Annotated in this window: 20 protein-coding genes and 2 pseudogenes; 9 read left to right on the top strand and 13 right to left on the bottom strand. The window is 61.5% G+C overall.

From position 1 onward, the window contains the following. Positions 1-20: 20 nt before the first annotated feature. The 3 genes from J2X43_RS22035 (at position 21) to J2X43_RS22025 (ending at position 3,407) form a co-directional block, all read left to right on the top strand. Positions 21-1,220 carry a phosphoglycerate kinase gene (locus tag J2X43_RS22035; protein ID WP_310297287.1) on the top strand — a complete coding sequence of 400 codons (1,200 nt, stop codon included), beginning with the start codon at positions 21-23 and terminating at the stop codon, positions 1,218-1,220. 236 nt (positions 1,221-1,456) lie between these two features. Further along, complete coding sequence (locus J2X43_RS22030; RefSeq protein WP_310297284.1) at positions 1,457-2,377, top strand: fructose bisphosphate aldolase; 921 nt, start codon at positions 1,457-1,459, stop codon at positions 2,375-2,377. A 112-nt stretch (positions 2,378-2,489) separates the two neighbouring features. Continuing rightward, positions 2,490-3,407, top strand: coding sequence for a PhzF family phenazine biosynthesis protein (locus J2X43_RS22025; RefSeq protein WP_310297281.1), 918 nt, complete (start codon positions 2,490-2,492; stop codon positions 3,405-3,407). Here J2X43_RS22025 and J2X43_RS22020 read toward each other — a convergent pair. Then, complete coding sequence (locus J2X43_RS22020) at positions 3,404-3,568, bottom strand: hypothetical protein (protein WP_310297279.1); 165 nt, start codon at positions 3,566-3,568, stop codon at positions 3,404-3,406. The genes J2X43_RS22025 and J2X43_RS22020 overlap by 4 nt on opposite strands. 174 nt (positions 3,569-3,742) lie before the next feature. Here J2X43_RS22020 and J2X43_RS22015 point away from each other — a divergent pair, with 174 nt between their 5' ends. The 3 genes from J2X43_RS22015 (at position 3,743) to J2X43_RS22005 (ending at position 6,141) form a co-directional block, all read left to right on the top strand. Then, positions 3,743-5,023, top strand: a complete 1,281-nt coding sequence (locus J2X43_RS22015; protein ID WP_112385475.1) for an MFS transporter — start codon at positions 3,743-3,745, stop codon at positions 5,021-5,023. 31 nt (positions 5,024-5,054) lie between these two features. Continuing rightward, positions 5,055-5,246, top strand: a complete 192-nt coding sequence (locus J2X43_RS22010) for a DUF1192 domain-containing protein (protein ID WP_310297273.1) — start codon at positions 5,055-5,057, stop codon at positions 5,244-5,246. A 379-nt stretch (positions 5,247-5,625) separates the two neighbouring features. After that, positions 5,626-6,141, top strand: coding sequence for a DUF1465 family protein (locus tag J2X43_RS22005; RefSeq protein ID WP_112385477.1), 516 nt, complete (start codon positions 5,626-5,628; stop codon positions 6,139-6,141). A 148-nt stretch (positions 6,142-6,289) separates the two neighbouring features. Here the strand turns inward: J2X43_RS22005 and rpmE are convergent, their stop codons facing one another. Next, complete coding sequence (rpmE, locus tag J2X43_RS22000; RefSeq protein WP_007527409.1) at positions 6,290-6,511, bottom strand: 50S ribosomal protein L31; 222 nt, start codon at positions 6,509-6,511, stop codon at positions 6,290-6,292. A gap of 192 nt (positions 6,512-6,703) precedes the next feature. Between rpmE and J2X43_RS21995 the strand changes: the two genes are divergently transcribed. Then, on the top strand, positions 6,704-8,506 hold the full coding sequence (locus tag J2X43_RS21995) for an ABC transporter transmembrane domain-containing protein (protein ID WP_310297267.1): 1,803 nt from the start codon (positions 6,704-6,706) through the stop codon (positions 8,504-8,506). Positions 8,507-8,512: 6 nt separating this feature from the next. Here the strand turns inward: J2X43_RS21995 and J2X43_RS21990 are convergent, their stop codons facing one another. Then, positions 8,513-9,733 carry an adenylate/guanylate cyclase domain-containing protein gene (locus tag J2X43_RS21990; RefSeq protein WP_310297265.1) on the bottom strand — a complete coding sequence of 407 codons (1,221 nt, stop codon included), beginning with the start codon at positions 9,731-9,733 and terminating at the stop codon, positions 8,513-8,515. Between the two features lie 230 nt (positions 9,734-9,963). Here J2X43_RS21990 and J2X43_RS21985 point away from each other — a divergent pair, with 230 nt between their 5' ends. Together J2X43_RS21985 and J2X43_RS21980 are read left to right on the top strand one after the other, a co-directional pair. Beyond that, positions 9,964-10,953: a tripartite tricarboxylate transporter substrate binding protein gene (locus J2X43_RS21985; RefSeq protein WP_310297262.1), complete on the top strand. Its 990-nt coding sequence runs from the start codon at positions 9,964-9,966 to the stop codon at positions 10,951-10,953. A 65-nt stretch (positions 10,954-11,018) separates the two neighbouring features. Further along, positions 11,019-11,207, top strand: a complete 189-nt coding sequence (locus J2X43_RS21980; RefSeq protein ID WP_112385480.1) for a YegP family protein — start codon at positions 11,019-11,021, stop codon at positions 11,205-11,207. A gap of 36 nt (positions 11,208-11,243) precedes the next feature. Here the strand turns inward: J2X43_RS21980 and J2X43_RS21975 are convergent, their stop codons facing one another. From J2X43_RS21975 to J2X43_RS21930, 10 genes and pseudogenes are all read right to left on the bottom strand, one after another. After that, positions 11,244-12,881 (bottom strand): FAD-binding dehydrogenase, encoded by a 1,638-nt coding sequence (locus J2X43_RS21975; protein ID WP_310297258.1) that lies wholly within the window; start codon positions 12,879-12,881, stop codon positions 11,244-11,246. A gap of 121 nt (positions 12,882-13,002) precedes the next feature. Then, entirely contained in the window at positions 13,003-14,034 is a 1,032-nt protein-coding gene (locus J2X43_RS21970; RefSeq protein WP_112385482.1) for a peptidoglycan -binding protein, read from the bottom strand. 3 nt (positions 14,035-14,037) lie between these two features. Then, a complete protein-coding gene (locus J2X43_RS21965) occupies positions 14,038-15,117 on the bottom strand; it encodes a MotA/TolQ/ExbB proton channel family protein (protein WP_112518044.1) in 1,080 nt (359 codons plus the stop codon). A 113-nt stretch (positions 15,118-15,230) separates the two neighbouring features. Continuing rightward, the gene (locus J2X43_RS21960) at positions 15,231-16,031 is read right to left on the bottom strand and encodes an inositol monophosphatase family protein (RefSeq protein WP_112385484.1); all 801 of its coding nucleotides are present in this window, start codon (positions 16,029-16,031) and stop codon (positions 15,231-15,233) included. Between the two features lie 185 nt (positions 16,032-16,216). After that, complete coding sequence (locus J2X43_RS21955) at positions 16,217-17,314, bottom strand: chemotaxis response regulator protein-glutamate methylesterase (RefSeq protein WP_310297252.1); 1,098 nt, start codon at positions 17,312-17,314, stop codon at positions 16,217-16,219. A 12-nt stretch (positions 17,315-17,326) separates the two neighbouring features. After that, positions 17,327-18,181 (bottom strand): CheR family methyltransferase, encoded by an 855-nt coding sequence (locus J2X43_RS21950; protein ID WP_112385486.1) that lies wholly within the window; start codon positions 18,179-18,181, stop codon positions 17,327-17,329. Positions 18,182-18,208: 27 nt separating this feature from the next. Beyond that, positions 18,209-18,685 carry a chemotaxis protein CheW gene (locus J2X43_RS21945; RefSeq protein ID WP_112385487.1) on the bottom strand — a complete coding sequence of 159 codons (477 nt, stop codon included), beginning with the start codon at positions 18,683-18,685 and terminating at the stop codon, positions 18,209-18,211. Positions 18,686-18,687: 2 nt separating this feature from the next. Continuing rightward, positions 18,688-19,836 (bottom strand): annotated as a pseudogene (locus tag J2X43_RS21940) (methyl-accepting chemotaxis protein); the annotation flags it as partial. A 132-nt stretch (positions 19,837-19,968) separates the two neighbouring features. Further along, positions 19,969-20,520, bottom strand: a pseudogene (locus tag J2X43_RS21935) (MCP four helix bundle domain-containing protein); the annotation flags it as partial. 82 nt (positions 20,521-20,602) lie between these two features. Further along, positions 20,603-20,731 (bottom strand): hypothetical protein, encoded by a 129-nt coding sequence (locus J2X43_RS21930; protein ID WP_310297247.1) that lies wholly within the window; start codon positions 20,729-20,731, stop codon positions 20,603-20,605. Between the last annotated feature and the right edge of the window lie 45 nt (positions 20,732-20,776).

Below are 20,776 nucleotides of genomic sequence, written 5' to 3'. Positions count from 1 at the left end.
ACTAACGAACGGATACTCCCATGCCAGCTTTCAAGACCCTCGACGACCTCAACGGCATCGCCGGCAAGCGCGTTCTCGTCCGCGTCGATCTCAACGTTCCGGTGAAAGACGGCAAGGTTACCGACGCAACCCGCATCGAGCGCGTCGCACCGACGATCCTCGAACTGTCGAAGAAGGGCGCAAAGGTCATCCTGCTTGCCCATTTCGGCCGCCCGAAGGACGGTCCCTCGCCTGACCTTTCGCTGTCGCTGATCGCAGCCGACGTCGCCAAGGTTCTCGGCAAGCCCGTTGCCACCGCCACCGACTCGATCGGCGATGCAGCATCCGCTGCCGTCGCGAAGCTGCAGGACGGCGATATCCTGCTGCTTGAGAACACCCGCTTCCACAAGGCCGAAGAGAAGAACGACCCCGAACACACCAAGGCGCTCGCCGCCAACGGCGACATCTATGTCAACGACGCCTTCTCCGCGGCCCACCGTGCCCATTCCTCGACCGAAGGTCTCGCCCATCTGCTGCCTGCCTATGCCGGACGCACGATGCAGGCCGAGCTGGAAGCGCTGGAAAAGGGTCTCGGCGAGCCGGTCCGCCCGGTCGTCGCCATCGTCGGCGGCGCCAAGGTGTCCAGCAAGATCGACCTGTTGATGAACCTGGTAAAGAAGGTCGACGCCCTCGTCATCGGCGGCGGCATGGCCAACACCTTCATCGCCGCCCGCGGCACCAATGTCGGCAAGTCGCTCTGCGAACATGATCTCGCCGAAACCGCAAAGCAGATCATGATTGAAGCCGCATCCGCCGGCTGCGCCATCATCCTGCCCGAGGACGGCGTCGTCGCCCGAGAATTCAAGGCGGGAGCCGCCAACGAGACGGTCGCCATCGATGCGATCCCTGCCGATGCCATGGTTCTCGACGTCGGTCCGAAGTCGGTCGAAGCGGTCAAGGCCTGGATCGACCGTGCACAGACGCTGGTCTGGAACGGCCCGCTCGGCGCCTTCGAAATCGAGCCCTTCGACAAGGCGACGGTTGCGGCTGCGAAATACGCTGCCGAGCGCACCAAGGCCGGCAAGCTGACCTCGGTCGCAGGCGGTGGCGACACCGTTTCGGCGCTCAACCATGCAGGCGTTGCCGACGACTTCAGCTACGTCTCGACGGCAGGCGGCGCCTTCCTGGAATGGATGGAAGGCAAGGTCCTTCCAGGCGTTGCCGTTCTCAAGGGCAAATAATCAGCCAAAGCTGATTTAACAATTTTTACATGTGGATAGGACCGCGGAAGCACCTCGCTTTCGCGGTCTTTTGCTCAGCGGGGTCAAAACTGCCCAAACTTTCAAACGATTGAAATGATTTCAATCGTTTCAATGGTTTAGCGCTCCATTCTCCCGCTCATAAACTTCTGTTATCCGCGAATGATAGCCATTGAGCAGTAGGCGCCTAGCGCGCCGATTTTTGGGATAGGAGCAGCATGGTAGACGCGAAGATGTTGGATAAGATGAGCTCTGCACCGGGTTTCATTGCAGCGCTGGATCAGAGCGGTGGCTCGACGCCGAAGGCACTGCGTCTTTATGGCGTATCTGAATCGGATTATTCCGGTGACGAGGAAATGTTCCGCCTGGTCCATGCCATGCGCGCCCGCATCATGAGCGCGCCTGCCTTTTCGGGCGAGAAGGTCATCGCCGCGATCCTCTTCGAACGAACCATGGACGGCGAAGTCGATGGTCAGGCTGTCCCCTCCTACCTCTGGGAAAAGCGCGGCGTCGTTCCCTTTCTGAAGATCGACAAGGGCCTCGAAGCCGAGGAGAACGGCGTTCAGGTGATGAAGCCAATGCCCGATCTGGACGCGCTCCTGATCCGCGCCCGGCAGAAGGGCATATTCGGCACGAAGATGCGCTCGGTCATCGCTCATGCGGACAAGGCAGGGATCGCCGCCGTCGTGAAGCAGCAGTTCGAAGTGGCGCGCCAGATCATCGGCCACGGCCTCATCCCGATCGTCGAGCCCGAAGTCTCGATCGACAGCCCGACAAAGCAGCAGGCCGAGGCCATCCTGCGCGACGAGATCCTGAAGGAACTGGACAAGCTCCCCGCCGGTGAAAACGTCATGATCAAGCTGACGATCCCGACCGTTGCCGATCTCTATGCGCCGCTGATCGCCCACAAGTCGGTGATCCGCGTTGTGGCCCTTTCAGGCGGATACAGCACCGAAGACGCCTGCGAAAAGCTCAGCCATAACCATGGCATGATCGCCAGTTTCTCCCGCGCATTGGCGGAAAATCTGCGCGTGACGATGAGCGACGCGGAATTCGACGCGAGCCTGACCAAAACGATCGCCCAGATCTATGCGGCGAGCGTCGATAAGTCCGACGCGCGCGAGAGCGCCCTCGTTTGATCAAATGTGGGCGGCCTTGGCCGCCCATTTTCTTTGTCACGGCGACAAGTTTGCATCTTCTGTGATAGGCGCTCATGGCTAATCATGGCTGCCTGCCGAACAGGAGCCTGCCGTGCCCAATCTTGCCTACACCACCCTCGACGTCTTCACCTCCGTTCGCTTCGAAGGCAATCCGCTTGCCGTCATCACCGGCGCAGAGGCTCTCGACACGGCCGAGATGCAGAAGATCGCCGCAGAGTTTGGCTACTCCGAAATCACCTTCGTGCTGCCGCCGAAGGATCCTGCCAACACCGCGCATGTCCGCATCTTCACGCCGACAATGGAAGTGCCCTTCGCCGGCCATCCGAATGTCGGCACCGCCTATTTCATTGGCCAGCAAAGCGAGATCTTCGGCAAACCTGTTGGCGACAAGCTGCGCTTCGAGGAGGCAGCCGGTATCGTCGAGGTCGATCTGCGCCGCAGCAACGGAAAGGTGACCGCAGCGACGATCCGTGCGCCAAAACCGCTGCAGGTAGGCGCTGCGATCCCGGAAGCCGATATTGCGCGCTGCATCGCCATACAGCCGGATGAGATCGCCACCGCACGCCACCACCCGCTTTTCGTCTCCGTCGGCCTGGAATTTGCCGTTGCCGAAATCGCAAACCTCGAGGCACTTGCCGCAGCGGTGCCCAACCCCGCCCTGTTCCGCGAAGCCGCCGGGAACCGCGGCGAGAATAACCACGACTTCTCGCTGTTCCTCTATGTCCGCTCCAGCGAGAACCCCTGGCATCTTCGTGCGCGCATGTTTGCGCCACTCGATAACGTCCCTGAAGACCCGGCGACAGGCAGTGCCTCCGCCGCCCTCTCGGCCTATCTGGTTTCCCGGACGCCCGGAAACGACAGCCAACAACGCATCACTATCGAACAGGGTGTCGAGATGGGTCGTCGGAGCATCATTGAGGTCGATGTGACGAAAGCGGGTGGAACGATCACCGATGTCCGCATTTCCGGCAGCTGCGTCTTCGTCATGCACGGCGAGATTCTCGCCTAGCCGAAGAACTCGCGGCCGAGCAGCGCTACCGTCCAGATCGCAAAAGCGATGAGCGCAATTTTCCAGAAGTCCATTCGCCGTCGCAAACCGGGCAGCCCGAACGGCTTGATGATGTGTATGACCATGGCCAGGATGAGCAGCAATGCGAGCAGCTTGGTCATGGTTTTATTTTTCCAATATTATCATAATGTCACAGGACCGACATTATTCCGGGCGAACACAGAATTTCTTCATGCCGTAACGGCATTCCGGGGCACAATCAACACCATTGGGACTGGGCGGGACATCGTCTCGGCTTATGTCTTTTTGAAATCGAACTCGTCGAGAGTGGGCATATGAGAAGAAATCTGCTGTCCGTCGCCGCGCTGCTTTTCGGAACGCTTTTCCTCTTCATGGGCAATGGCCTGCAGGGCATCCTGCTCCCCGTCCGCGGGAACATCGAAGGTTACGCCACCACCACGCTCGGTCTGCTCGGCACATCCTGGGCCGGCGGCTTTGTTATAGGCTGCCTTGTGGCGCCGAATATGGTGCGCCGTGTCGGCCATGTGCGCGCCTTCTCCGGCTTCATCGCCATCATCGCCATCAGCGCGCTGTTCAGCGGCATAGTCATCGATCCGGTCTGGTGGATTGCGCTGCGCGCCGTCACCGGCTTCTCCACGGCCGGCACCTCGATGATCATCGAAAGCTGGCTGAACGAACGGGCGACGAACGAAAGCCGCGGCGCGATCTTCTCGCTCTATATCGCCATTACGCTGTTCGGCGTCGTCGGCGGCCAGATGATGATCCCGCTTGAAGATGTGCGCACGCCCATTCTCTTCATGATCTGCGGCGTCTTCTATTGCGTCGCCATGCTGCCAACCACGCTGTCCACCGCGGCCTCCCCGCAGCCTTTGAAGGCCGTGCGCCTCGACCTGCCGGCGCTCTACCGCAATTCGCCTGTCTCCTGCCTCGGCATCCTGCTTGTCGGCATCGCCAATGGTGCCTATGGCACGCTGGGCGCCGTCTTCGGTGCCGGTGCCGGGCTGTCCGATACCAGCATCGCCATCATGATGAGCGCCACGATCTTTGCCGGCGCCGTCATGCAGTTTCCGGCCGGCCGCCTCTCGGACCGCATCGACCGCCGCTACGTTCTGGCCGCCATGTCCGGCCTTGCTGCTCTCGCCGGTATCCTGATCGTCCTCTTCAGCCCGTCCGACCCCTTCTGGGTGATCGGCCTCGTGGTGTTCTACGGCGCCGTCGCCAACACGCTCTATCCGATCGCCGTGGCGCACGCGAACGACTTCGCCTCCTCCGAGGATTTCGTGAAGGTCTCCGGCGGATTGCTGCTGCTCTACGGCATCGGCACCGTCATCGGCCCGACGATCGGCGGCCCTGTCATGTCGATGGTGAGCCCGCACGCGCTGTTCCTGGTAACGGCGATCGCTCACGTGCTGATCGCCGCCTACGCGATCATCCGCAGCCGCCTGCGCGCTGCCATCCACCCCGACGCCCGTGACGCCTATACGACGATCCCGACGGCAACATCGCCGATGATCACGCCCGAAAGCATGACGCTTGCCGACCGCGGATCCAACAAGTCTCCCGAAAGTGGTGATCCTGCTGTAAAGTATGGCTGAAAAGCCAAACTGAACGAAAGGGAGGATTGCCATGAGCTTCTTTGACGAGGAACGGTCCGTGAAGAAGACCGCCCACGAGATTGGTGCGGATCTCTCGCTGTTGTCGGTCGGTGAGCTCAAGGAGCGAATCGAGCTGCTGAAAAGCGAGATCGCAAGACTGGAGGCCGAGTCGGTCAGGAAGGCTTCGGGGCGCGCCGCCGCCGAGGGCCTGTTCCGCTCCTGACTTCAAGAAAGAAGTCACAGGCAAGCGCAAAACACGCTTCGCCCAGTCTTAATGCTGAACAGTATTAACAGGATATTAAGCTTTACGAGCTATTACTTAAACCATCCAGATTTCGTCTGGATCTCAGACAGTTTTCCATGCGGTGAATTGGTCTGATTTTTCTCCCTGTTTTACCTTGAGAGCCGCTTTTGCGGCTCTTCTTTTTTGCCTGCGCGGCCGTTCACCACGAATCTGTGGAAGTTAACCCTTTCTTAAGAAACGCCTTGCGCATTTAGGGTAATGATACCATCTTAAAGACATAAAGACCGGCCCTTGAAACTTTTACTTCAGGCTGGCGTTACCTGACCATATGTAGACGCGTGCAACAGGGACAAATTGAATGTCGGAACTTGGTTTGAATACGATCAGCTTCGCCGGACGCGCCGCCGCATCGTCGCAATTCAAGACGCTTTATGCCGAGGGCATGTCGCTTGTCGAAGAAACCGCAGCCTACCTCGATGGTAACGGCCGCGCAGCTTCCAAGGTCCTCCCCCGCATGGCGTCGGTACTTTACGCAGCGGAATCGATGCGCCTCACGACCCGCCTGATGCAGATGGCATCGTGGCTGCTGTTGCAGCGCGCCGTCAACAACGGCGAGATGTCCCGCGATCAGGTTCTGGCTGAAAAGAACAAGGTTCGCCTCGACGGCTTCAACGTCGATCGCAACGCTCCGGGCTGGGGCGACCTGCCGGAATCCTTCCGCGATCTCGTCGAGCGCTCGCTGCGTCTGCAGAATCGCATCGCCCTTCTCGACCGCGAAATCTATCGCCCGTCGGAAGCCCCGATCGTTCCCGACAATCAGAACAGCGTTCAGGCGCAGCTCAGCTTGCTGCAGACCGCTTTCGGCAACAACTAAGTTTACTCAGAAGTATATTTAAATCCGGCCGGTTGCGTTCCCTGCGCAACCGGCCTTTTTCATTGGCGGAAAGCGCAGCGCCAAAAACGGGCAATAAAAAAGCCCGGTGAAAACCGGGCTCTTTTCAAATTCAGTACCGCAGAAGCGATTAGAGGCCGAGGCCGCCGAAGCGCTTGTTGAACTTGGAAACGCGGCCACCGCGGTCCATGAGCTGCTGGTTGCCGCCCGTCCATGCCGGATGGGACTTGGAATCGATTTCGAGGTTCATGACAGCGCCTTCCGAACCCCAGGTCGAGCGGGTTTCGTATTCGGTGCCGTCAGTCATCACAACCTTGATGGTGTGGTAGTCGGGATGGATATCAGCCTTCATAACAATCTTCCTGCGATGCCAGGGTCCAATTTGACGCATGTCATTGCGGCAAGAGGCCCGATTGAATAAATGAAGCCGCAGTCACGAAGGCTACGGCTTCCCATTCGGATGCGGTGCCTATACATGAAGGCCTAAAGGATAACAAGTGCCAACAAGCTGGTGATCAACGGTTTGAGGGCGATTGGAGCTGATTTGACAGACGCAGTGCAGGGCGGGGAAAAGAAGTCGCGGTCGCTGAAGCCTCTCGGGCGTCTGACGCCTTATGTCATGCGCTACCGCGGCCTGGTGACCGGCGCCCTCGTCGCGCTGGCGCTTGCCGCCGTCACCTCGCTTGCCCTGCCGCTGGCCATTCGCCGGATGATCGATCATGGCTTCACGCAGCCGGACGGCTCCTTCATCAACAGCTACTTCGCGATGCTGATGGTGATGGCGATCGTTCTCGCGATCGCCAGCGCGCTCCGCTACTATTTCGTCATCACCCTTGGGGAGCGCATCGTCTCGGACCTGCGCCGCGATGTCTTTGCCCATGTCACCCGCCTCTCCGCCTCGTTTTTCGACGTCAACCAGTCGGGCGAGATCGTCTCCCGCCTGACCGCCGACACGACACAGATCAAGTCCGCCGTCGGCGCCACCGCCTCGGTCGCACTTCGCAACCTGATCCTCTGTCTCGGCGCCATGGGCATGATGGTCGTCACCTCGCCGAAGCTGGCAAGCCTGGCGCTCGGCGCCATCCCACTGATCGTCTTCCCGCTGGTCGCCTTCGGCCGCTCGGTGCGCAAGCGCTCGCGCGCCGCCCAGGATACGCTCGCCGAAGCCTCCGCCTTTGCCAACGAGACCATTGCCGCCACCCGCACCGTCCAGGCCTTCAACGGCGAGGATGCCGCAGCCGCCCGCTACGGCATGGCGGTCGAATCCGCTTATGAAGCCGCCCGCTCGGCAATCCGCTCGCGCGCGCTGCTGACCGGTATCGCCATCACCCTCATCTTCGGCAGCGTCGTCGCCGTTCTCTGGGTCGGCGCCCATAACGTGCTCACAGGCACGCTGTCAGCCGGCACGCTCGGCCAATTCCTGCTCTATTCGGTCATCGCCGCCGGATCGCTCGGCGCGCTTTCTGAAGTCTGGGGCGAACTCTCGCAAGCCGCCGGTGCCGCCGACCGGCTGACTGAGCTTCTCGACGAAGTATCGCCGATCGCAGCGCCGCCCCAGCCGGAAATCCTGCCGGTGCCTGCCCGCGGCCGCGTCGAGTTTTCAAACGTCCATTTTGCCTATCCGTCGCGCCCGGGAAAATCGGCGCTGCATGGTTTGAGCTTTCATGTCACCCCCGGCGAAACCGTTGCCATCGTCGGGCCATCGGGTGCTGGCAAAAGCACGATCTTCTCGCTGCTGCTGCGCTTCTACGACCCGCAGCAAGGGATTGTCGCCATCGACGGCCTCGATGCCCGCGCAACCGACCCGGATGATCTGCGCGAGCGCATGGCGATCGTCCCGCAGGACGTGACGATCTTTGCCGCCTCGATCCACGACAACATCGCCTTCGGCCACCCGCAGGCGACCCCTGAGCAGGTCCGCGCCGCCGCGATCGCCGCGCAGGCCGACGAATTCATCGCCCGTCTCGACCGCGGTTACGAAACGCAGGTCGGCGAACGCGGCATCACGCTATCGGGCGGCCAGCGCCAGCGCATCGCCATCGCCCGCGCGATCCTGAAGAACGCGCGGGTCCTCTTGCTCGACGAAGCCACCTCGGCGCTCGATGCCGAGAGCGAGACGCTGGTCCAGAAGGCCCTCGACGGTCTGATGCAGGGCCGCACCACCCTCGTCATCGCCCACCGCCTGGCAACCGTCCTGAAAGCCGACCGCATCCTCGTGCTCGACCAGGGCCGCATCGTCGAAGAAGGCACCCACCAAAGCCTCATCCGGCACGGCGGTATCTACGCCAAGCTCGCCAAGCTGCAATTTGATGCAGGCGCCGAGGAATTTCTGGCGATTGCGAAATAACGGGTCTCACCCCTGCGGGAACGTAAACACGTCCACCGGCTCTCCCAATCCGCGGAGCGGGTAGGTGCCGACGGGCTCCAGTTCCGCGCCGCATTTCGCCATGTCGACGAAGGCCTTCGATATCAGCACCGGACGGCCGACCTCCTTGGTCAGCGTTTCGAGCCGTGAAGCGACATTCACCGCCGGACCGATCACTGTGAAGTCCAGGCGCTTGCGCGAGCCGATATTGCCATACATCACATCCCCGACGTGGACGCCGACGCCGTAGCGCAGCTCGACGACGCCGCGTTCGGCGTTGAACTTGTTGAGGTCGTTGATCGCCGTGCGGGCTTCCTTCAGCGACAGCAGCAGGTTGCGGCAGGCATCCGGATTGCTGAGCGGGAAGATCGCCAAGAGCCCGTCGCCCATGAATTTCAGGATCTCACCGCCGTGTCGCTCGATCGGCTCGGACATGGCATCGAAATAGGCATTGAGCAGCTCGATGACGTCGTCGCGCGGCCACATGTCCGAGATCGTCGTGAAATCGCGGAGATCGCAGATCAGGATCGCCGCGCCGACTGTACTGCCGCTGCCCCGCGTCGTGGCGCCGGCGAGGATCTGTTCACTGGCATGCGGGCCGACATAGGTCTGCAGCAGCGTGCGCGCCAGGATATTCTTGACGCGGATCTCGCTGACCAGCGTCAGGGCCGGGAGAAGATCGCGAAGGAACGAAATATGCTCGGCCGTGAATCCGCTCGGCCGATTGCTGGAAAAGGTGACGACATGGCGCTTGCCGAGCGTGTGCTCTAATGGCCAGGCGATATAGTCGGTCAGTCCCTCGCCGCGTAACTCATCATAGAGCGCATAGTCGCTGTGGATCTCGCCTTCCAGATTCTGGCGCACTTCCGAAGCGCCGCTGAAAATCTCGTTCATCGGGCTGCTGAGAAACTGCGGCGTGTTCTCGACACCATAGCCGAAGGTGGTGATCTTGCCTTCCTTCAGCCCCGGTCGCCAGAGAACGCGCGCGCCCATCCATTGCGGATGCAACGTGCGGAAATGCAGCGTCGCGCGGCCGAGCGGCACGCCTGCTTCCAGGAGCCTTTCATTCATCTCGACGAAGATGTTGTCGATGAAGCGTTCGCCGCGCGTCTCGTTGACCAGCCAGTCGAGAATACGGCGGCGGCGAAGCGGCCAGGCGCCGTCTTCGGCATCCGTGAAAGTGGCCATCGCATCGGGGGACAGATGCATATCAAACCTCATGAAATCCGCTTGCGGCGGCAAGCGGTGGAATTCTGTTTTACCCTTAGATGGTTATCGAAGGTGCAAATGTAATATCAATCCCCCATTCCAAGGCGACTAAAGTCGCATGCCCTCGAGCAATCGCACCGGTTGCCTTTACCCCACCCTGCCCTAACCTCCTCCTGCCCGGCAAGACGCAGCCGGGCGACTGAGCTGTTGAATTCTGGGAGGAGAATCGAATGGCGCCTTTTACCTTTACCCGCCGGGCAAGTATTGCCCTCGGCATCGGATTGCTGACCGCGCTTGGCGCGGGGACGGCGCTGGCCGAAGGATTTCCGGATCGCACCATCACCATGGTGGTGCCGTTCGCCGCCGGCGGATCGACCGACGTGGTCGCCCGTATCATCGCCGAGAAGATGTCGGAGGATCTAGGCCAGCAGGTGATTGTCCAGAACGTTGCCGGTGCCGGCGGTAATCTCGGCGCCGATAATGTCGCCCGCGCCGAACCGGATGGCTACACCATCCTGATGGGCACCGTTGCCACCCACGCGCTGAACCCGCTGATCCTCAAATCGACGCCCTACGATCCGCAGAAGGATTTCGCCCCGGTCTCGCTGCTTGTCGTGGTGCCGAACGTGCTGGTCGTCAATCCGGAACTGCCAGCCAAGAACGTTCAGGAGCTGATCGCGCTGTTGAAGGCCGAGCCGGACAAGTGGAGCTACGCATCCTCCGGCAACGGCACCCCGTTGCATCTCTCCGGCGAACTTTTCAACGCCATGGCCGGAACGAAGATGCAGCACATCCCCTATAAGGGCGCAGGCCCGGCGCTGACCGACCTGCTCGGCAACCAGGTCTCGATCATGTTCGACAACCTGCCTTCGTCCTCCCCGCACATCAAAAGCGGCAAGCTGCGCGCGCTCGCGGTCACAACGGCCGAGCGGGCTACATCCTTCCCGGATATTCCGACGATCGCCGAATCCGGCGTTCCCGGCTACGAGACCTACACCTGGAACGCGCTCTTCGCCCCGGCCAATACACCGGCCGATGTGGTGGCAAAACTCAACGATTCAGCCAACAAGGCCCTCAAGGATCCTGCCGTAGCCGGGCGGATGAAGGACTTCAGCGCCACGATCGTCGGCTCGACGCCGGAAGAGCTTGGCGCCCATGTGAAGGCCGAACTGGCCAAATGGGAACCGATCGTTAAAGGTGCAAATATCCAGATGGAATAGATTGAACTTTTGCTCTAGATTGCTCTTTGTTACCGGGGCAACTTCCTGATTTTGGGAGACAATCGATGTATAAGTTCGAAGTGTACAAAGACAAGGCTGGTGAATTCCGTTTCCGCTTCAAGGCGTCAAACGGCGAGCAGATGTTCGGCTCGGAAGGCTACAAAGCAAAGGCATCCGCGCTGAGCGCCATCGAATCCATCAAGAAGAATGCGCCCGGCGCAACGGTCGACGATCAGACCAAGCCAACGGCATAATTTAAGGAAGGCGGCATCCCGAATGTGGTGCCGCCTTCACACCGCCCGCCCGGCCACCCGGCCGGAAAAAATGCAACCGCCGAGGAAGGTTCCCTCCAGCGCGTTGTAGCCATGCATGCCGCCGCCGCCGAAACCGGCGACTTCGCCGGCCGCATAGAGACCGGGTATGGCATCGCCATTTGCGCCCATCACCCGCGCCGAAAGATCCGTCTCCAGACCACCCAGCGACTTTCGCGTCAGGATATGCAGGCGCACGGCAATCAATGGTCCCTTGGCCGGATCGAGCAGCCGGTGCGGCCGGGCCGTCCTCAGCAGCTTGTCGCCGATATAGCGCCGTGCGCCGCGGATCGCCGTCACCTGCGCATCCTTGGAAAAGCTGTTGCCGATCTCGCGGTCGCGCGCTTCGATCTGCCGGCGGATATGCGAAACGTCGAGCAGCCTTTCGCCGGTCAGCGCATTCATGCCGTCGACCAGCTGCTCCAGCGTGTTGCGAACGATGAAATCCTCGCCCTTGTCCATGAACGACTGCACCGGCCCTGGCAGTTCGCGGCCAAGTCGCTGCAGCAGGAGCTTGATATCCTTGCCCGTCAGATCCGGGTTCTGCTCGGAGCCCGAGAGAGCAAACTCCTTCTTGATGATCGCCTTGGTCAGGATGAACCAGCTGTAGTCGTGGCCAGTCTGCTTGATCGCCTTCAGCGTCCCGAGCGTATCGAAGCCCGGCATGGCAGGGGCGGCGAACCGGTTGCCGCGCGCATCGCACCAGAAGGAGGATGGGCCGGGAAGGATGCGGATACCATGGTTCGCCCAGACCGGATCCCAGTTTTTCAAGCCCTCGGTATAGTGCCACATGCGGTCGCCGTTGATGACGCGCGCGCCGGCGCGTTCACCGATTTCCAGCATCCGGCCATCGACATGGGCGGGCACACCCGCCACCATCGATGCAGGAGGTGCCCCCAGCCGGTCCACGGGCCAGCTGCGCCGGACAAGATCATGATTGCCACCGATCCCGCCGGAGGTGACGACGACGGCCCCAGCCCGGATCTGGAACGTGCCGGAAATCATCCGCGCCGTTGCCTTGCCGCGTGGCGCATTGTCAGGCACCAGCACGGTGCCGAAAGCGCCGACGACCGTGCCGTTCTCGACGATCAGATCATCGACCCGATGGCGGAAGGCGAAGGTGATCTTGCCCTGTCCTTCCGCTACGCGGACGCGGCGAATAAAAGGCTCGAGAACGGCCGGCCCTGTTCCCCAGGTCAAATGAAAGCGCGGCACCGAGTTTCCATGGCCATGCGCCATGCCGCCGCCGCGTTCGGCCCAGCCGACGACGGGAAACCAGCGCATGCCCTGCTGATGCAGCCAGGATCGCTTTTCGCCGGCGGCAAATTCCAGATAGGCTTCGGCCCAGAGCCGCGGCCAGTAATCTTCCGGCCGGTCGAACCCCGCCGAGCCAGACCAGTCCTGCCGCGCCAGATCGATACTGTCGCGGATACCCAACCGGCGCTGTTCGGGACTGTTGACGAGAAACAGCCCGCCGAGAGACCAGAAGGCCTGCCCGCCCAGGCTCTGCTCGCCTTCCTGATCGACGATGCAGACCTTGTGTCCGCGATCGGCAGCCTCGGCAGCCGCTACCAGTCCCGCCAGGCCCGCGCCGATGACGAGCACATCACATTCCATCCCGAACGCCTCCCCGCATTCACGAATCCAAGGTTATGCAGTGGCAGCGTCAGCCGCAACTGCTGGATTTCACTCTCTGAAATTTGGGGCGATGGCAGGGCGGCCAGATGCCGCCCCCAGCTTATTTCTCAGTGAGCTTGAGCTCGATACGGCGGTTCGTCGCTCGCGCTTCCGGCGTATCGCCGGGTGCGATCGGCTGGAATTCGCCAAAGCCTGCGGCCACCAATCTATCTGCCGGGACGCCCTGCGAGATCAGATATTTGACGACCGAGATGGCGCGCGCCGAGGAAAGTTCCCAGTTGTCACGGTAGCGCCCCGTGCCTGACAACGCCACATTGTCGGTGTGTCCATCGACACGCAGCACCCAGTTGATCTCAGGCGGGATCTCCTTGGCAAGATCGAGAAGGGCTGCCGCAAGCTTGCCCATCTCGGCGGTACCATCCGGATTGAGATCCGAGCTGCCCGACGGAAACAGCACTTCCGACTGGAAGACAAAGCGGTCGCCGACAATGCGGATGTTTTCGCGATCGGAGAGAATCTCGCGCAGACGGCCGAAGAAATCGGAGCGGTAGCGGTTCAGCTCCTGCACGCGCTGCGCCAGCGCCACGTTCAGCCGCCGCCCGAGATCTGCGATCTTCGTCTGCGAGGTCTGATCCTTCTGCTCGGATGCCTGCAACGCCACTTCGACGGCAGCGATCTGGCTGCGGAGTGCAGCGATCTGCTGGTTGAGCAGCTCGACCTGGCTCATCGCCCGCTCACTGACCTGCTTCTGCTCGTCGAGTTCTTTCGTCAGCCCCCCGATACGCTGCTGCGCGACGTCCTGCCCGCCGGAGCCGGCATCGAGAAGCGCCTGAAGGCGCGAACGCTCGCTCTCGGCGCCGGCAAGCGAAGCCTGTAGGTTGGCGACGGAATCTTCCAGATCCTGCTTGCTGCCCTTTTCGAGCGCCAGCAACTGGGTGAGTTCGTTGATCTGGCTGTTAAGGCGCGTCAGCACCTCGTCACGGCCGCTGATTTCGCGGCTGAGGATGAACTGCCCGACGACGAAGACCGTCAGCAGGAACATGATGGAAATCAGCAGCGTCGACAGCGCATCGACAAAACCCGGCCAATAATCGACCGTGCGCTCGCGGCGGCGGTTCCTGGCGAGAGCCATGGCTTACTTGCCCTCGCTCTTCTCTGTCTGGTTGCTGCGATAGCCGCGCTCCTGCGCGCCGATCCGCTCGGCTAGCCGGTCGAGCGTGCGGCGCATCGCCTTGGCCTCGTCCTGCTGCGCCTCGATCCAGTCGCGCAGCATCTGCTGCTCGTTTCGCATGTTCTTGACCAAGCCCTGGATACCCTCCGCGAGGCTCGCCATAGCGGCAACGGAACGCTGATTGCCGGCACCGCCGTCTTCCGAAACCTTCTTCAGATATTCTGAGAGCGAACGCACATCTTCCGACGAGCCGCCTGCGGCATCGATCATCGGAACCGGCATGTCCGAGCCGACGTCGGTGACCGACGACAGCCAGTTTTCCAGCTCCATGTAGAAGCGGTTCTGCGCGCGGCCGGCCTGCAGATCAAGGAAGCCGAGGATCAGCGAGCCGGAGAGACCGAGCAGCGAAGACGAGAAGGCCTGGCCCATGCCCGAAAGCGGCGTCGAAAGACCTTCCTTGAGCGTCGCCAGCACATCGCCGGAGCCATTGGTGCCTGCGTCGAGAGATTGAATGACATTGCTGATCGAACCGATGGTGCCGATAAGGCCCCAGAAGGTGCCGAGCAGACCGAGGAAGACCAGCAGGCCGATGAGATAGCGGGACGTATCGCGGGATTCATCGAGACGGGTCGCAATCGAATCCAGGATCGAACGCAGCGCCGTCGTCGATAGTGTTGCCGTCGATTTGCGGCTGCCGATCAGCGCCCGCATCGGCGCGAGCAGCTTCGGATTACGATTCACCTTGTCGGCGCTGCCGGCAGCGCGGAACGAGTTGAACCAGCGCACTTCGGGCCTGAGCGCCAGCACATGGCTGAACACCAGAATGATGCCGACAGCGAGCACGCCGAGGATCAGGCCGTTGAGGCCCGGATTATGCATGAAGGCGGTTTGCGTCTGCCTGAAAAGGATCGCAGCAATGAAGCCGACGATCACCAGAAAGAGGACCATCGTCCACAAGAAGGACATCGGGCTGGAGAGTTTGTGCGTATAGGTACCGCTCGGTTTTTCGGTCGAGCCGAACTCCGCCGCATTCACGTTTTCCATGGTCTCGCAGCCTCCGCATTGCTTGCACTGCGAGACTAGAGCAACATTGTGCCGAATTGAAGTATGCCGCGACAGAAAACCGTGTGTTTACAACAGCCGGTTTTGATGAGGAATTACTTCGAAGGGATAGGGCGCTTGATGGTTTCGGTGAGTGCCTTGTGAATGTACTCGTTGCCCGCTACCACCGCGCCGCCTTCGACGACATCGGCGCCGCCGTTCCAGTCGGTTGCGTAACCGCCGGCTTCGCGGATCAGCAGAATACCGGCAGCGATATCCCACGGGGAAAGGCGGTCTTCCCAGAAGCCGTCGAAGCGGCCGGCGGCCACGTAGGCGAGATCCAGAGACGCTGCACCCATGCGGCGGATACCGGCAACTTCGCCCATCACATGGCGCAGCTCGACGAGGAACTTGCCGTGATTGCCGCGGCCGAGATGCGGAACGCCACAGGCGATGACGGCATCGGACAGCACGCGGCGGGCGCCGACGCGCAGGCGGCGATCGTTGAGGAACGCGCCACCGCCGCGCTCGGCGGTGTAGAGTTCGTCGGTCGCCGGGTTGAAGACGACGCCGGCGACGATCTCGCCGTTGCGCTCCAGCGCGATCGAGACCGCAAACATCGGAATGCCGTGCAGGAAGTTGGTGGTGCCATCGAGCGGATCGACGATCCAGCGATGCGCGCCGTCCGTGCCCTTGATCTCTTCGCTTTCCTCGCCGAGGAAGCCATAGGTCGGACGCGCCTTCAGCAGCTCCTCCTTGACGATCTTCTCGGCCTTGCGATCGGCATTCGAAACGAAATCGCCCGGACCCTTGACGGAAACCTGCAGGTTCTGAACTTCCCCGAAATCACGCCCCAGCGACTTGCCTGCCTTGATGGCAGCCTGAACCATGACATTGAGAAGAGCAGAACGGGCCATGTTGGCAATTTCCTTGGAACTGGTACGGGGTCGCTGTCAGGGCGGGAAGTGTCCCTGATCGCCGGAAAAGGCAGCGCTTTATAAGATTGGCGGCCTCAAGACCACAAAATCGGGGAAATTTCAAGGGGAGACGACGCCCACCCTCGTCGCCAGACGAAAACCGGCGGCCAAGGCCGCCGGTTTCTCTAAAACTTCTGCTGTGTCAGCAGCACTTCGCGGGCTATCTGGTCGAGCGGCAAAACGCGGCTGACACCGCCCTTGGCGATCGCTTCCTTGGGCATGCCGAAGACCACGCAGCTCGCCTCGTCCTGTGCCACGGTATAGGCGCCGGCCTGATGCATCTCGAGCATGCCGCGTGCGCCGTCGTCGCCCATCCCGGTCATGATGATACCCATGGCGTTCGAGCCGGCGGACCGCGCCGCCGAGCGGAACAGCACATCGACGGAGGGGCGGTGGCGGGAAACCAGCGGCCCGGTCTTGACCGACACATGGTAGCGGGCGCCCTGGCGTTCGAGCAGCATATGCCGGTCGCCTGGCGCAATCAGCACATGACCGCGCAATACCGCATCGCCATCCGCAGCTTCCTTGACCTCGACCTCGCAGAGACCGTTGAGGCGCTTTGCGAAGGCGGCGGTGAATTTCTCCGGCATGTGCTGGACGATCACCATGCCGGGCGCGTTGGCAGGTAGCGCTTCCAGAAATTCACGCAGCGCCTCGGTTCCGCCTGTCGATGCGCCGACACAGACGACCATCTCAGTGGTCTTCGCCATGGCGCGGCCGGTCGGCGGCGGCAGCATCGCATCGGCCGTGAGCTTCTTCGCCGGGCCATCAGCGGATGCCGAACGCACCACGCCGACACCGCGCCGCAGAGATGGCAGACGGGCATGGGCAGCGCCCTTCACCACTTCACGGATGCGGATTGCATCGTCAGCCAGGCTATCGGCAGCGCCGATCTTCGATTTCAGAATGATATCGACGGCGCCGGCTTCCAGCGCCTGGATCAACGTCTCGGAACCGGTCTCCGTCAGCGACGAGCACATCACAACGGGGATCGGGTGCTGCGACATCAGCTTGCGCAGGAAGGTGATCCCATCCATGCGTGGCATTTCCACATCCAGCGTGATGACATCTGGGACGTCTTCCTGCATCTTGCGGGCGGCCATGAAGGGGTCGGTCGCCACGCCCATGACTTCGATATCGGGGTCTTCTTCGAGAATGCGGACCAGCGTCTGGCGAACACTGGCGGAATCGTCGATGACGAGGACGCGAATCTTCTTTCCCATCTCAATCCTGCTTTACGTCTTCTGGAATACCGTGTTCGAAACCTGCTTCAGCGGCAGGTCGAATCCGGTGATCGATTCCGAATGGCCGATGAACATGTAGCCGCCGTCGGCCAGGCAGTCGCAGAGCCTGCTCAGCACACCCTGCTGCGTCGGCTTGTCGAAATAGATCAGCACATTGCGGCAGAAGATGATCTGCATCGGCTCGCCGACCGGATATTTGTCGTCCATCAGGTTCATGCGCGCAAAGCCGACCTTGCTGCGCAGCGATGGTGCGATGCGCACATCACGGCGGCCCGGCTGCTTGGCGGTCATCACATATTTGCGCTGCAGATCGTGAGGTACCGGCTGCACCAGATCCTGCGGATAGATGCCGCGACGCGCCGTCTGCAACACGTCGGTGCTGAGGTCGGTGGCCAGCACGCTGTAAGACAGCCCGGCCCGCTCCTCGACGAATTCGGAGAGCACCATCGCCATCGTATAGGGTTCGGCGCCGGTCGAGCAGGCCGAGCTCCAGGTGCGGATCTTGCGCGCACCACCTGCAACAAGCGCCGGAAGCGCCGTCAGCTGCATATATTCGAAATGCTTGGCCTCGCGGAAGAAGTCGGTCTTGTTGGTCGTCACCACGTCGATCAGGTAAACCGTTTCCTGCTCCAGACCGCCATGATCGAAGAGGAAGTCGCAATAATCATCGAAACTGGAGTGATGGGTGGCCCGAAGGCGACGGCGCAGACGGCCCTCGAGCATCGTCAGTTTTGTCGGAGGCATCTTGATGCCACTATAATCGTAGATGAACCGGGCAAGCTTATCGAAATTACGCTTGCTGATCCGGTCGCCTGGCAATTGGGCTTCCACTGCTGCCATACTCATGAACGCAATACTCCAAAGGCGGCAGCGCTAGGCCGCCGATTGCAATGCCGAGGCATCCTCGCGCGACAGCAGCCGCGCGAGATCGACGATCACCACGAAACCATCGTCGCGGCGGACGACACCTGCGATGTAATCCGAACGCCAGCGGACGCCGATATCGGGCGCCGCCTCGATCTGATCGCGCCGGAAAGGCGTGACCTCGAAGACCCGGTCGGCAACCAGACCCAGCGTCAGCATCCGGCTCTCCATCGGAATGTCGAGAACGAGAACCCGCGTATGCGAGGTCGGCTGCGTCTTCGACATGCCGAGCTTCAGGCGGAGATCGATGGTCGGCACGCCCTGGCCGCGCACGTCGCGAAGGCCGAGCAGGTAGTCCGGACCGTTCGGGATCTTGAACGCTTCCGCGTAATCAAGAATTTCCCTGACCACTTCCACCGGGACGGCGAAGATTTCATCGCCGAGGCTGAAAGTCACGAATTGAGCTTCCTGGGACGCTGTCGCCATGATTATGCGCTTTCCTTGAATTCGGCATCGCCCTCGTCGGGACCGCCCATTGACATATCAAGGGCAAAGCCCTTTGCGCGTGCCTGCTGGCTGGCAATGCTGTTGGCAGCCGGAGCCTTGGACGGCTTGCGAACCGCCGGAGCCGGGATGCGGCTGACCGACATGCGAGCCGCCGGCACCTTCTGCTGACGTCCGGTCGCCATATCGACGCGGAAGAAGGCGATCGAGGCCTGCAGTTCTTCAGCCTGCGTCGCAAGCTCTTCGGAGGTCGCCGACATCTGCTCGGATGCACCGGCATTCTGCTGGGTTACCTTGTCGAGCTGCTGGATTGCTTCGTTGATCTGCGAGGCGCCGACATCCTGCTCGCGGCAGGCAGCGCTGATCTCGGAAACCAGTTCGGCGGTCTTGCGGATATCCGGAACCAGACGCCCCAGCATGTCGCCGGCCTCGGCGGCCGCCTTGACCGTGTCACCGGACATGGCGCTGATCTCGGCAGCAGCCGACTGGCTGCGTTCGGCAAGCTTGCGGACTTCGGAGGCGACGACGGCAAAGCCCTTACCATGCTCACCTGCACGGGCTGCTTCCACAGCGGCGTTCAGAGCGAGAAGGTCGGTCTGGCGCGCGATTTCCTGAACGATGCCGATCTTCTGGGCGATCGTGCGCATCGCTTCGACGGCGCGGGTCACCGCTTCGCCGCTGATTTCGGCATCCTTTGCCGACTGGCGGGCGATCTTCTCGGTCTGCGCGGCATTGTCAGCGTTCTGCTTGATGTTGGCCGCCATTTCCTCCATGGCCGCGGAGGCTTCTTCAGCCGAGGCAGCCTGTTCGGTTGCACCCTGCGAGACCTGCTCCGAGCTGGAGGACAGCTCCTGGCTTCCCGCCGAGACGTTCTCTGCAGCCGCGATCGCATCGGCAACGACGCCGCGCAGACGTTCGACCATCCGCTCCAGGGCGATGCCAAGCGTATCCTTGTCCGACAGCGCCTTCGGCATGACCGTCAGGTCGCCATTGGCGATCTGGTCGGCTATGCCGGCCGTGTTGCGGAGGTTGGCGGTCATGGTGTTCAGCGCGTCCACCAGGTCCTTGACCTCGTCATTCGAATTGACGGTGGCCGTGGCAGCAACATCGCCGAGTGCAACGGCGCTTGCCAGCTCGGTGGCGGCGGCGAGGTTGCGCTTGATGGCGTTGGTGACGAAGATGACGACGCCGATCGCAGCCAGCGTGATCAGCAGACCGCTGATGACGGTGAGCTGGATCAGCGAATGGAAGAGCGCGATGCCCTGCTCTCTGAGTTCCTTCGCGGCTTCCAGCTGGTACTCGGTGAGCTTGCCGATCCCGTCGGTGGTCGGGTCGATTGCCGGATAGAGGTCATTCTTCACGAAGCTGTCGAGCTTGGCGGCATCGTGGGACTTCAGGATATCCTGCAGCTCGCCGACCCCGGTGTCGGACTTGGCCATGTCGCTCTTCACCTTTTCGGCGATCAGGCTTTCCTGCGGCGTCAGCTCGGTCGAGAGATAGGCCGACCATTGGTCGGAGATCGTACGCTTTGCGCCTTCGATGCTGGTCGCGGCCTGCTGCCAGTCGAGCTTGTCAGCATGCAGCTTGTGCGTCGTATCGACGATGCTGACGGCATAGGCGTCAGAGACAAGCTTCAGCTGCTGCAATGGAACGACGCGATCGTCATAGATCGACTTCATCGATTCAGTCATTGCGTTCATGCCGTAATAGGCGCCACCGCCGATGACGCTGGCAATGGCAATGCTGGACGAGATCTGGATCGCAAGAATCTTGGTGCCGATGGAACTGAAGAGTCCTTTTTTGCGGCTGGCAGTCATAGGGCATTCCTCACTAGAGATTGTCTGATTATTCCGCCGCGGCAACGCGGCGTTTGGATCGCGCCGCGGTAAGCGGCACGCATCACGAGACCATTCGCTTGTTCCAGATCATCGTCGCTTGAGCCGGCAGCCAATCAGGACGTACCCGGGCTTCGGCGACCGGCAGGCAGACATCGCCGGTCGAAACCGGCGCATCCATCACGCCGGGCATTTCCCTGCCGCGGGCCCATCAGGCCCGCGGCAATCTCATCGAAGC

Source organism: Rhizobium sp. BE258 (genome assembly GCF_031457345.1).
Classification (GTDB): Bacteria; Pseudomonadota; Alphaproteobacteria; order Rhizobiales; family Rhizobiaceae; genus Rhizobium.
This window is presented reverse-complemented; position numbering and strand designations above follow the sequence as displayed.